The organism is Micromonospora sp. AMSO1212t (assembly GCF_008868145.1).
Classification (GTDB): domain Bacteria; phylum Actinomycetota; class Actinomycetes; order Mycobacteriales; family Micromonosporaceae; genus Micromonospora; species Micromonospora tulbaghiae.
Map to the genome: position 1 here is coordinate 61568 of NZ_WBKS01000016.1, position 12244 is coordinate 73811.

12 protein-coding genes are annotated in these 12244 nt (G+C 76.2%); 6 read left to right on the forward strand and 6 right to left on the reverse strand.

All coding sequences use genetic code 11. From position 1 onward, the window contains the following. Positions 1–59: 59 nt before the first annotated feature. Positions 60–938, forward strand: coding sequence for a S9 family peptidase (locus F8279_RS07350; RefSeq protein WP_151499467.1), 879 nt, complete (start codon positions 60–62; stop codon positions 936–938). Between the two features lie 87 nt (positions 939–1025). Continuing rightward, a complete protein-coding gene (locus F8279_RS07355; RefSeq protein WP_151499468.1) occupies positions 1026–1442 on the forward strand; it encodes an ASCH domain-containing protein in 417 nt (138 codons plus the stop codon). 25 nt (positions 1443–1467) lie between these two features. Here the strand turns inward: F8279_RS07355 and F8279_RS07360 are convergent, their stop codons facing one another. Continuing rightward, on the reverse strand, positions 1468–2595 hold the full coding sequence (locus F8279_RS07360; RefSeq protein WP_151499469.1) for a CaiB/BaiF CoA-transferase family protein: 1128 nt from the start codon (positions 2593–2595) through the stop codon (positions 1468–1470). 132 nt (positions 2596–2727) lie between these two features. Here F8279_RS07360 and F8279_RS07365 point away from each other — a divergent pair, with 132 nt between their 5' ends. After that, positions 2728–4128 carry an acyl-CoA synthetase gene (locus F8279_RS07365; RefSeq protein WP_151499470.1) on the forward strand — a complete coding sequence of 467 codons (1401 nt, stop codon included), beginning with the start codon at positions 2728–2730 and terminating at the stop codon, positions 4126–4128. 9 nt (positions 4129–4137) lie between these two features. Here the strand turns inward: F8279_RS07365 and F8279_RS07370 are convergent, their stop codons facing one another. The 3 genes from F8279_RS07370 to F8279_RS07380 are packed head-to-tail and all read right to left on the reverse strand — an operon-like array spanning position 4138 to position 6848. Further along, positions 4138–5238, reverse strand: coding sequence for an FUSC family protein (locus F8279_RS07370; RefSeq protein WP_151499471.1), 1101 nt, complete (start codon positions 5236–5238; stop codon positions 4138–4140). A gap of 33 nt (positions 5239–5271) precedes the next feature. Then, positions 5272–5649: a sensory rhodopsin transducer gene (locus F8279_RS07375; RefSeq protein ID WP_091427059.1), complete on the reverse strand. Its 378-nt coding sequence runs from the start codon at positions 5647–5649 to the stop codon at positions 5272–5274. After that, positions 5646–6848 (reverse strand): D-arabinono-1,4-lactone oxidase, encoded by a 1203-nt coding sequence (locus F8279_RS07380; protein WP_151499472.1) that lies wholly within the window; start codon positions 6846–6848, stop codon positions 5646–5648. The genes F8279_RS07375 and F8279_RS07380 overlap by 4 nt, the downstream gene beginning before the upstream one ends. Before the next feature lie 51 nt (positions 6849–6899). Here F8279_RS07380 and F8279_RS07385 point away from each other — a divergent pair, with 51 nt between their 5' ends. Next, a complete protein-coding gene (locus F8279_RS07385) occupies positions 6900–8726 on the forward strand; it encodes a glycoside hydrolase family 15 protein (RefSeq protein WP_192580646.1) in 1827 nt (608 codons plus the stop codon). Between the two features lie 49 nt (positions 8727–8775). Next, complete coding sequence (locus F8279_RS07390; RefSeq protein ID WP_091427061.1) at positions 8776–9513, forward strand: zf-HC2 domain-containing protein; 738 nt, start codon at positions 8776–8778, stop codon at positions 9511–9513. Positions 9514–9626: 113 nt separating this feature from the next. On the opposite strand, the gene F8279_RS07395 is transcribed toward F8279_RS07390, so the two are convergent. Together F8279_RS07395 and F8279_RS07400 are read right to left on the reverse strand one after the other, a co-directional pair. Then, positions 9627–10193, reverse strand: a complete 567-nt coding sequence (locus F8279_RS07395) for a sigma-70 family RNA polymerase sigma factor (protein WP_091427062.1) — start codon at positions 10191–10193, stop codon at positions 9627–9629. 151 nt (positions 10194–10344) lie between these two features. Then, on the reverse strand, positions 10345–10818 hold the full coding sequence (locus F8279_RS07400; RefSeq protein WP_091427063.1) for a molybdenum cofactor biosysynthesis protein: 474 nt from the start codon (positions 10816–10818) through the stop codon (positions 10345–10347). Between the two features lie 90 nt (positions 10819–10908). Here F8279_RS07400 and F8279_RS07405 point away from each other — a divergent pair, with 90 nt between their 5' ends. Then, a complete protein-coding gene (locus F8279_RS07405; protein WP_225853178.1) occupies positions 10909–12150 on the forward strand; it encodes a hypothetical protein in 1242 nt (413 codons plus the stop codon). The last annotated feature ends 94 nt before the right edge of the window (positions 12151–12244 follow it).

Genomic DNA, 12244 nt, shown 5'->3' on the forward strand with positions numbered 1-12244 from the left:
GGTGTTCCGGACGACGGCCGGGACCACCGGCCGGGACGGTTCGTGGTTCACTGCCCGGCGTGGAGACGACAGTCGGCGCGGCGAGCCTGCCGGCGGTCCTCGACCTGCCGGCCGGGCCGGTACGCGGTGGCCTCGTGGTGTTGCACGGCTCGCACGCCGAGCGGCGCTCCTACTTCCTGTACGCGCACCTGGCCCGGCTGCTGCCTCCGGCCGGGATCGCGGTGCTGCGCTACGACCGCCGCCCCCGGCCGGGCGGGCACGACGTGCCGCTGGCCGACCAGGCGGCGGACGCGTCGGCCGCGCTCGCCGAGCTGCGCCGGCACGTCGGGGCGGCCCCGGTGGGGCTCTGGGGTTTCAGCCAGGGCGCGTGGGCGGCGGCGCTGACCGCCACCCGCTGCCCGGTTGACTTCCTGGTCCTGGTCGGGTGCAGTGGGGTGAGCCCCGCGAGGCAGATGCGCTACGGCACAGCCGAGCAGTTGCGCCGCAACGGGTACGGCCCCGCCGACGTGGCTGAGCTGGCCCGGCTGCGCGCACTCGCCGAGGACTTCCTGCGCGGCGACGTGCCCCGCGCGGTGGCGCAGGCAGAGCTGGACGTCGCCGTGCGCCGCCCCTGGTTCCCGCTGGCTTTCCTGCCCGACGAGCTGCCCGCCACGCCCGGCACCTGGACCGACATGGACTACGACCCGGCGCCGGTGCTGGCGCGGCTGACCGGCCCGGTGCTGCTCTGCTACGGCGAGACGGACGCGTGGATCCCGATCGAGGACAGCCTCGCCGTGTGGCGGCGGGCGGGCCGCGACGCCGAGCTGACGGTGGCCCGGCTGGCCGGTTGCGACCACGCCCCCACGCTCGGGGAGCGCGAGGACCTGGACGGCGTCAGCCCGCAGTACGAGCGGGTGCTGCTCGACTGGCTCGACCGGACGCTGCCGCCGCCGGGCTGAGCGGCCGGGGCTGACTGGCCGGGCTGACTGGCCGGGTGCCGCGCAAGGCGCTCGCCCGCCCCGCGTGACCCGGCTACGCTGCGCGGCATGGACGCCGACCTGCCCACCTTCGAGTTCGCGTTTCCCGGCCCGCTGCGCGACCAGCTCGTCGCCGCCGTGCTCGACGGGAGCAAGACCACCACCACGGGTCTGGTCCAGGACTACGAGATCGACGGCGAGCAGCTGCCCGCAGTCGGCACCCGCTCGGCGGTCATCGACTCCGACGGCCGGCCGGTGGCGGTGATCGAGCTGGTCGAGGTGCGCGTCGCCCGCCTCGGCGACGTCGACCTCGACCACGCTCGCGACGAGGGCGAGGGGTTCGAGACGGTCGCCGCCTGGCGGGCCGGCCACGAGCGGTTCTGGCACGGCGACGACTACCGCGGCTGGCTCGGCGACCCCGGTTTCACGGTGGACGACGACACCCTGGCCGTGCTGGAACGCTTCCGCCTGGTCGAGACGCTCTGACGAGCCGCCCGGCGGGGGGCCGGGCTCACTCGGCGGCGAGCCAGGCGCGCAGTTCCGCGCCGTGCTCGTCGAGGCCCGGCGGCGGCAGGTCGTAGCGGGGCGGCGCCTCGGACAGGCCGATCGGGTTGCGGATGCCCGGCACTCCGCCGGCCGCCACGACCGGCTCCAGGCCGAGCCCCTGCGCCAGCGCGACCCCCTCGGCCACCGAGTTGATCGGGCTGCACGGCACGCCCACCGCACGCAGCAAGGCGAACCACTCGGCGCTGCCGCGCCGGGACAGCGCCGCCACCAGCAGCGGCCGCAGCTCGTCGCGGTGCGCGGTGCGGTCGGCGTTGCGGCGGAACCGCGCGTCGTCGGCCAGCTCCGGCACTCCGAGCACCCGGCAGAGGGTACGGAACTGCCCGTCGTTCCCGGCGATCACCACCAGCTCGCCGTCGGCCGTGGGCAGCGGCTCGTACGGCACGATGCTCGGGTGCGCGTTGCCCATCCGGTGCGGCGCCGCTCCCCCCGCGACGTACGCGCTGGTGTGGTTGACCAGCCCGGACAACGCCGAGGACAGCAGGTCCACTGTGACGTGCTGCCCGCGCCCGGTCTCCTCCCGGTGCCGCAGGGCGGCCAGGATCCCGACCGCCGCGTGCAGTCCGGCGATCACGTCGAACACGGCCACCCCGGCCTTGTAGGGCGGGCCGTCCGCGTCGCCGGTGAGGCTCATCAGCCCGGCCGCGGCCTGCACCATGAGGTCGTACCCGGGCAGGTCGGCGCCCCCGGCGGCGCCGAAGCCGCTGATCGAGGCGTAGACCAGGCGGGCGTTGCGGGCGGTGACCGTGTCGTGGTCGAGGCCGAAGCGGCGCAGCGCGCCCGGACGGAAGTTCTGGATCAGCACGTCGGCCCGGTCGGCCAGCCGGCGCGCCAGCGTCCGGTCGCCGGGATCGGTCAGGTCGAGCACCAGCGAGCGCTTGTTGCGGTTCACCGCGAGGTAGTAGGTGGAGACGTCGTCGCGCACCGGGGGCCGCCAGCCGCGGGTGTCGTCGCCGCCGGGCGCCTCCACCTTGACCACGTCCGCGCCGAGGTCGGCCAGGAGCATCGTGGCGTACGGCCCGGCGAGGATCCGGGAGAAGTCGGCGACCAGCACCCCGCGCAACGGACCCGACATGCCCATCCCTCCCTCGCCGCCGACCACGATGACACATTCCTGACGGCGCGCCGGGCCGGGGTGTCCGCCCCGGCTACGGTCACGGTGGATCCGCCGACACACCGGGCGGACGTACCGGTGAAAGGGGTGCCCGTGTCGCTGCTGAGCCGGCTCGCCGAGACCACCGACGACCGCCCGGGCGCGGTGCGGGTGGGAGACCGGTCGCTGTCCTGGGTGGAGCTGCGCCGGGCGGCGACGGCGGTCGCCGACGACCTGCGCGGCGCGGCCCGGGTGGCCGTGCCCGCCACCGCGAGCCTGGAGACGGTGGTCGGCGTGGTCGGCGGGCTGCTGGCAGGCGCGGCGGTGGTGCCCGTGCCGCCCGACGCGGGCCCGATGGAACGCGACCACATCCTGCGCGACTCCGGCGCGGAGCTGCTGCTGGCGGCGCCGGGCGCACCGGACGCCGACGCCGGCTCGCCGCCGGTCGTGCCGCTGGACCTGGCCCGGCGCTCGGACACCCGGCACCCCGAGCCCGACCCGGCGGCCACCGCGCTGATCCTCTACACCTCCGGCACCACCGGCGCGCCGAAGGGCGCGGTGCTGTCCCGCCGCGCGATCGCCGCCTGCCTGGACGGGCTCGCCGACGCGTGGGCGTGGACCCCGGACGACGTGCTGACGCACGGCCTGCCGCTGTTCCACGTGCACGGACTGGTGCTCGGCGTGCTCGGCCCGCTGCGCGTCGGCAGCCGCCTGCGCCACGTCGGCCGGCCCCACCCCGAGCGGTACGCGGCGGCGGGCGCCTCGATGTACTTCGGCGTACCCACGATCTGGTCGCGGATCGCGGCGCAACCCGCGGCGGCGCGGGCGCTGCGCGGCGCCCGGCTGCTGGTGTCCGGCAGCGCGGCGCTGCCGGAGCCGGTCTTCGCGGCGCTGGCCGGGCTGACCGGGCACCGGCCGCTGGAGCGGTACGGGATGACCGAGACGCTCGTGACGGTGAGCGCCCGCGCGGACGGTCCCCGACGGCCCGGCACGGTGGGCGTGCCGCTGCCCGGCGTGCGCACGCGGGTGGTGGACGAGCACGGCGGCCCGCTGCCCGCCGGCGCGATGGGTGAGCTCCAGGTACGCGGCGGCACGTTGTTCGACGGCTACCTGAACCGGCCGGACGCCGACGCGGCCACCCGCACGGCGGACGGCTGGTTCCGCACCGGCGACGTCGCGACGGTCGGCCCGGACGGCGCCCACCGGATCGTCGGCCGGGCCGCCACCGACCTGATCTCCAGCGGCGGGTACCGGATCGGGGCCGGCGAGGTGGAGGACGCGCTGCTGGCCCACCCGGGGGTGCGGGAGGCGGCGGTGGTCGGCACACCCCATCCCGACCTGGGGCAGCAGGTGACCGCGTACGTGGTCGGCGACGGCGTGGCCGAGGCGGAGCTGATCGACTTCGTGGCGCGGCACCTGTCCGCGCACAAGCGCCCCCGGCAGGTGCGGCTGGTCGGCGCCCTGCCCCGCAACGCGATGGGCAAGGTGCAGAAGTCCCGCCTGACCGAGGTGTGAGCGGCCCGTTCAGCGGGCCGCCGCCGCGCGGCGGACCTGGCGGCGGGCCTCGTCCGCGGGTACGCCCGTGGCGCGCAGCAGGTCGTTGGCGACGGTCCGCAGCTGCGACACCACGATGGTGCCGGAGAAGCCGATGTCCTGCCGGCACGCCTCGCCCGCGGCGCGGACCGCGCGCAGCACCCGTTCCCGGGCGGCGACCGGCTCGTCGGCGGCCAGGGACGCCCGGTGCAGCAGCCGGATCGCCTCGCTGAAGTGTTCCAGCGCGGCGGGCAGCTCCGGCGGCACCGGCTCCCGGTCCCGCAACGCGGTGCCGATCCGGCGGACCATGCCCCGGCTGTTGCGGAACGCCCGGTCCAGGTGCTCGGCGCCGCGCCGGTACGCGGCCAGGGCCCGCCGTCGCCGCCAGCGCACCGGGGAGAAGCGGACCACCTCGTCGGCGGCGCCGACCATCTCGTCGATGCGGTCCAGTTCCGTCTCGGCGGCGCGCATCCGGGCCAGCACCTCGTCGGCCGCGCGCACGTCGGCGTGGGCCAGCGCCTCCGCCGAGGCGGTCATCTGGCTGGCGAACGTGTCGAGCGCCGGGTCGGCGACGCGGCGGACCGCGCGCAGCGGGTTCAGCGGCGCGATCACCAGCACCACGAGCAGGCCGACGACGCCGCCGACGAGGGCGTTGACGGTCCGGGGCAGCTCCAGGTCGGGCGAGACCGGGGTCAGCGTGGCGACCAGGACCGCCGTACCGCCGGCCTGGGTGACGAGCGCGCCGGTGCCGCGGACGAGTACCGCCGCGGAGACCGCCAGGAACACGATCACGCCGGTCTGCCACGGGCCGGTGCCGAAGAGACGCACCAGCAGGTCGCCGACGACGATGCCGAGGACCACCCCGACCACCAGCTCCACGGTCCGCCGGGTGCGGTTGCCGAGCGAGGCGGCGATGACGCTCACCGCCGCGGCGGGCGCGAACGTCGGGTCGGGGTTGCCGAGCAGCTCACGGGCCACCGTCCAGGCCAACGTCGCGGCCAGGCCCGCCTGGACCGCCACGAGGAAGTACGTGCGCAGCCTCCGGCGGCTCGACCGCCCGGCGTCGCGTACCCGGTCGACGGCATCCCGCATGCGCCGGGGTACCCGCGGTCGCCCGCTCGAACCTCACCCGGGGTACGCCATCGTGCCGGTCAGCGCCACCACGCCGGGCAGCCGGGTGTCCTGGCGCAGGAACTGCACCACCACCGGGACCGGGGAGCGCAGCACGCAGCCGTACGGGCGGTCCAGCCGTACCGCCTCCGGGTCGATCAGGTCGTTCACCCGCACGTGCCGGATGCGTCGGGCGCCGACCCGGATCCGGTACGGTCCGACCGGTTCGGCGTCCTGGTAGTAGAAGTCCAGCTCCAGCTCGGCGTCCTCGTCGGCGGCGTTGAGCACGCAGAGCTGGTCGAACGCGGTGAACGCCGGTTCCGGGCCGTGCGCGGGGAAGGGCACGTGCCCGCCGGGCACCACCCAGATCCGGGCGCCGACCGGCCCGCTCACGACTCCTCCAGCAGGCGGGCCAGGTCCGGGGTGAGGAACACCCCGTCCGGGTCGAGCCGGCGGCGCACCGCCTGGAAGTCGTCCCAGCGGGGAAAGAGGGGACGCAGGTCCCGCGCGCCGAGCCAGTGCTTCTTGCCCCAGTGCGGGCGTCCGCCGTAGTGCCGGAACACCGCCTCCACGTCCCGGAAGTACTCCTCGTACGGCAGCGAGGTGTTCTGCAGGCAGGCGATCGTGGTGGTGGGGCGGCCGTAGGCGTTGCTGAGCCAGATGTCGTCGGCGGCTATGGTGCGCACGAGCACCCGCCAGGCGGCCACCCGGCGGTGCCGGTCGCGTACCCGGCGGCGTACCTCGGCGAAGCAGGCCGGGAACGCCTCCGACGGCAGCATGTACTCGATCTCCTCGAAGCGCAGCTCCCGGTCGCGGGGAATGGTGCGGTGGGTCGGCCCGACCTGGCTCTGCCGGGGCTCGCCGTCCGGCAACCGGACCTCCGCCCGCTCCGGCGCGGCGTCCGTGTCGATGCGGTTGATCACCCGGACCTGCGTGCGGTCGCTGCGCGGGTACCAGTAGAAGTCCATGTTGCGGTTGGTGTGCTGCAGCTCGGCGAGGTGGTCGAGGGTCCAGTCCAGGTGCGCGCACCAGGAGCGGCGGTGCAGCTGGTAGGTCGGCTGCACGTCGAGCGTGATCCGGGTGACCACGCCGAGCGCGCCGAGGGCGAGACGGACGGCGGGCAGCAGGTCCGGGTTGCGGCGCGCGTCGACGTCCAGCACGTCGCCGGTGCCGGTGATAAGGCGTACGCCGGTGACCTGCGTGCTCAGGTTTCCGAAGCCGATGCCGGTGCCGTGGGTGCCGGTGGCGGTCGCCCCGGCGATCGACTGGTAGTCGACGTCACCCAGGTTGTCCATGGCCAGCCCGGCGTCGTAGAGCCCTTCGCCCAGCGCCCTGAGCTTGGTGCCGGCCCACGCGGTCGCGAGGCGCCCGTCGTCGGAGATCACGCCGGACAGCCGGTCCAGGCTCAGCAGGATCCCGTCGGTACGCACCAGCGGGCTGGACGAGTGCCCGGAGCCGACCGGCCGGACGGTCGCGCCGCTCTCCCGGGCACGGCGTACCAGCGCGCACACCTCGGCCTCGTCGGCGGGCTCGGCCCGCTCCGCCGGCGTGAAGCGGAGGCTGCCGGACCAGTTCACGAACTCGCGTGTCACAGCGGCCCTCCCGGGCCCGCTTACCCGTGCCCGCCCCGGGTAGTCACCGCCGTGCCCGAGTCGCCGCCGTCGTTCCCGCCGATCGACGCGTACGCGTTCCTGTCCGACACGCACACCACGGCGCTCGTCGCGCCGGACGGGGCGGTCGAGTGGTTCTGCGTACCGGACGCGGCGGGCGACGCGGTGGCGGCCCGGCTGCTCGACCGGGACGCGGGCGGCCGGTTCACGCTCACCGTCGCCGGCTGCCCGGCGCCGCGACGCCGCTACCGGCCGGACACGCTGGTGCTGGAGAACGCCTGGGCCGGCCCGTCCGGCACGGCGGCCGGCGAGGACCTGCTCGCGGTCCGGCCCGGCGCCGCCGACCGGCCGATCCACGCCGAGCGGGTGCTGGTGCGCCGGCTGCGGGTCACCGACGGCCTGCTGCGGGTCCGCGCCGAGCTGACTCCCCGACCCGGATACGGGACACGTCCGGTGCGCTGGCGGCGCGACGGTACCGGCTGGCACGCCGAGGGCACGCCGCTGCGGCTGTACAGCGACCTGCCGGTCAGCGTCGAGGGCGGCACGCTCGTCGCCGAGGCGGAGCTGCGCGCCGGGCAGGACGCCACGCTGCTGCTCGGGTACGCCGACCCGGTGCCCCCGCTCGCCGACGCCGGCGAGCTGACCGAGCGGACCGCCGCCACCTGGCGGGCCTGGTCGGCGCGCGGCCACTACGACGGCTTCGCAGCCGGCGCGGTCCGGCACAGCGCCCTGGTGCTGCGCGGCCTGTCCTACGACGAGACCGGCGCGCTGCTGGCCGCCCCGACCACGTCGCTGCCCGAGGAGATCGGCGGGATTCGCAACTGGGACTACCGCTTCACCTGGCACCGGGATGCGGCGCTGCTGCTGCTCGCGCTGTTCCGCCTGGGCCACGCCGAGGAGGGCCGCCGCTACCTGCGTTTCCTGCTCGGCGTCTGCGCCCGGCAGCATCCGCTCGCGCCGCTCGTCGGCATCCACGGCCACCCCACCGAGGAGCGCGAGCTGCCACACCTGTCCGGCTACGCCGGCTCGGCGCCGGTGCGGGTCGGCAACGAGGCGGCCCACCAGATCCAGTTCGACACGTACGGGCACATCCTCGACGCGGCGCTGGCCTACCAGCTGCTCACCGGCGAGCTGACCGGCCCGCAGTGGGCGCTGCTGCGGCGCCACGTCGAGACCATGGCGCAGCGCTGGCGGGAACCGGACCACGGGGTGTGGGAGATCCGCGGCCCGTGCCGGCACTACGTCAACTCGAAGGTGATGACCTGGGTCTGCCTGGACCGGGGCATCCGCCTCGCCGGGCTGCTCGGCGACCGCACCGCCCCGGTGGACCGGTGGCGCCGGGAACGTGAGGCGCTGCACGCCGAGGTGCTCGACCGCGGGTACGACGAGCGCGCCGGCAGCTTCGTCATGGCGTACGGCGGCACCGAGCCGGACGCGTCGCTGCTGCGGATGCCGCTGGTCGGGTTCCTGCCCGGCGACGACCCGCGGATGGTCGCCACCGTCGAGCGGATCCGCGCCGACCTCGCCGTCGCGCCCGACCTGATCCGGCGCTACCGGGTCGACGACGGGCTGCCCGGCACCGAAGGCGCGTTCCTGCTCTGCTCCTTCGAGCTGGTCTCCGCGCTGGTGCTGGCCGGCCGGCACGGCGAGGCGCGCGAGATCTTCGACCGGCTCGCCCGCCGGGCCGGGCCGCTCGGCCTGCACCCGGAGGAACGCGCGCCCGACGGCACCGCCCTGGGCAACTTCCCGCAGGCGTTCACCCATCTCGCCCTCATCGAGGCGGCGCTGAACCTGGACTCGGCCGACGACCGGGACGCGCTGCACGCGTGGGCGGAACGGTCACCGGCCACGCGGACGTGACCCGCACCCCGCCGGGAACCAGGCGGGGTGTCCCGACGACTATCCCTACATGGTGTGTGAGCAGTGGCGGGAGATCCTGTCGGCACAGCTGGACGGTGAGGCGTCCGAGTCGGAGATCGAGGCGGCCGAGACCCATCTGACCGGCTGCGCCGGCTGCCGCGGCTGGTTCGACTCGGCCGCGTCGGTGACCCGGCGGGCCCGTACGCAGCTCGCCCCGCGGGTGCCCGACCTGGTCGACGCGGTCCTCGCAGCCGCTCCCCCGCCCCGGCCCAGCCGCCGCCACCGGATCACGCTCGGGCTGCGCGGGGCACTCGGCCTGCTCGGCGCGGTGCAGCTCGTACTCGGCCTGGCCCAGATCGGCCGGGAGGCGGTCGTCGAGCACGCGCACGCCTCCGGCCAGCACCTGTGGCACGAGTCGGCGGCCTGGAACGTGGCAGTCGGCGCCGGATTCCTCTACGTGGCGGCGCGCCGGTCCGCCCCGTCCGGCCTGCTGCCGATGCTCAGCGCGTTCGTCGCCACGCTCGTGCTGCTGTCGGTGAACGACCTGATCACCGGGCAGGTGGCGATGACCCGGCTGGTCAGCCACGGCTTCCTGCTGGTCGGCTGGGCTGTGATGCTGGTGCTGTCCCGCCTCGGCCGGCGCCCCGGCGACACCCCGCCCGGTCAGCGCCGGTCGGAGGGATCCCGGTGGGCGCTGCGGACCGAGGAACCGGCCGCGCCGTCGCTGCGGCTGGTGCCGCCCGGCCCGTACCCCGCACAGGCCCGCGACGACCGGCGCGCCGCCTGACGGTCCGCCGCGCGGGCCTCTGCGTCCCGGTAGTCCCGCCCGGCCCCGGCGGTCGTGGTCCCGCCGCCAGGCCCCGGCGGTCGCGGCCCCGCCGAGTCCCGGCGGTCGCGGTCTCAGCGGGCCCGGCGGTGGCGGGCGTCGCCGGACCAGGCGGCGACCAGGTCCTCCCGGGCCCGGGCCACGCGGGAGCGGATGGTGCCCACCGGGCAGCCGCACACCTCGGCCGCCTCGGCATAGGACAGGCCGAGCACCTGGGTGGCCACGAACGCCTCCCGCCGGTCCGGCGCCAGCGTGGCGATGAGACCGCGCAGCACGACGCCGTCCTCCCCGCCGCCGGTCACCGCGCCGGCCGTCTCGGCGGCGGCCTGCCAGTCCGGCAGCGCGGCGACCCGGGGCCGGGCGGTCGCCGCCCGCACGTGGTCCACCGCGACCCGGCGGGCGATCGTGAAGATCCAGGTACGCGCCGACGACCGGCCCGCGAAGCCGGGCAGGCTGCGCAGCGCGCGCAGGAACGTCTCCTGGGCGAGGTCGTCGGCCTCGCCGGGCCCGGCGAGGTGGGCGAGGAAACGCCACACCGGCGCCTGGAGGGCCCGGACGAACGCGGCCGCGGCCAGCTGGTCTCCCCGGGCGGCGCGGCGCGCCCACCCGGTCACCTGCTCGTCGTCGGCGTCCGGGCTCATCCGCGGCCGGCCCGCCGGTCCGGCGTGCTCATGCCGGACGGTACGGATGCGCGCCCCGCTCGGTTCATTCCTGGCGTCCCTCCTGCCGGCGCCGGAGTGCCGGTCGCCCCCGGTTGGTCGGCCCTCGGGTGGGAAAAGTTCCCGAACCGGGTCAATCGTCCACGGACACGGTGACCGGCCCGACGCGCAGGACACCGTCGGTGAGCGGGGCGCACCGCACGCCGCCGCGGCGGCGCATCGCCTTCCACGTACCGGGGCCGACCACCACGTCGAGCCAGGCGCAGGGCGGCGCGGCCCGGTGCACGCGCAGCCGGACCGGGCCGTCGCCGGAGTCGAGCGTGAGGACGCGGCCGACCAGCTCGTCCACCGGGATGCCGTCGGTCAGCACGTTGCGTCGCAGCTGGGTGAGGTCCGCGCCGGGCGGCAGCGACTCCCGCGCGATCAGCGTGACGCTCGCCTGCCGGTGCGCGGGACGGCCGAAGTAGCGGTCACCGACGACGCCCAGTCCGGCCCGAAGCTCCACCCGGTCGACCAGCTCGCCCGGTGGCGCGGGGGCGGGTCCGTCCGCGGGGCGGCCCACGTACCGGTGCACGGGCGAGGCCAGCAACTGGACGATCCGCGGCATGCTCGAAGTCTAATCACGGGCATACCATTGCCAAACCGGACGATAGCCGCGCTCACGTATCTGCGCTCTCCGCAGGGCGTTGTACCTGGTGTGACGGCGAGGCGACCCGATGCGATCGGAGTTCATCCGCGGCGGCGGCTGGCCTGGGCGCGGCGCGAGAACGAGCGCGGGCGTCAGAGGTACGAGGCGGCGGCCCGGATCTGGCGGCGTCGCGCCGAGCACCTCGATCGACTGGCGACGGAGGCAGCGGGCTTCCGTGGCTGTGCGCTGCCCGGCACCACGCTTCCGGTACCGCTGGACGACGGCGAGGTCGTCTACCGCATCCTGCCCACTGTCGACCTCGTCGAGGCCACGGCCCGGCACCTGCCCGGACTGCCGGTTCCGGCCCGTACGCTCTCCGGCTGCCTCGATCCGGCCGACGGCCCGCTACCGGCGGGACTGCGCGTGGTCGACAGCGGCGCCGCCGTGGTGACCGACCGGCGGGTGGCCTTTGCCGGGCACGACGTCCGGCGGGACTGGCCACTGCGTGATCTGCGCGGCCTGGGACATCACCCGGACCGTCCGGTGACCCTGCTGCACGACGTCGACGGCGGCATACCGGCGGGCCTGCGCGTGCCGGCGCCGGGCGCGGCGAACGCCCGCTTCTACCTCACCCTGGCCCACGCCGACGCGGCCTGTACGCGGCGGGCGGTCGTCGAGGACGTCGAGGCGCTGCGGTCCGCCCACCGGGCCGCCCGGCCCCGGCCACCCCGGCCGCTCGGCCCGTGGGACGCCCCGGCCGAGCGGGCGCTCCCCCAGCGGCTGGCCGCGGCCGGCGTCGCAGCGATGGCCGTGCTGCTGGGCGTCACCTCCGCCGGCACCTGGACGGCCACGGCCGGGCAGACCGGTCCGCCGCGCCGGCCGGCCGCAACTCCCGCCACGACGACTGCTCCTTCGGCGGCGCCCGTCGTGACTCCGGCCGATCCGTCGTCTCCCCCGGCGCCCCGGCCGACCCGGCCCGCGCCGCGACCGGAGCGTCCCTCGAATACGACGGCGTGGTCGGGCGAACGGGTCCTCACCACCGCGCTACCTGCCGCCCGGCCGTCGCCGACGCACACCGGTGACCGTCCGCCGGCACCCGCCGAACCGTCCAGCCCTCCTGCCGACGAGGTGACCCCGGCGCCGACCGCGAGCCCGACGGGCGACCCGGCTCCGACCGGAGAGCCCGGCCCCACCGGCGAGCCGAGCCCCACCACCTCATCCGAGCCGCCCCTCCTGGACCTGGTGGGACGACGAATCGGCCTGTCCCTCGGCTCCGGCACGACGGTCCAGGTGAACGCGGATCTCCCCTGACCCATCCTCGGGATGCTCTCCGAGGCCCGGCCCTCACGCCGTCGATCTTGCACTTGCCGCCCCACCGATGCCGGATTCGTCCCGCATTCAGGGG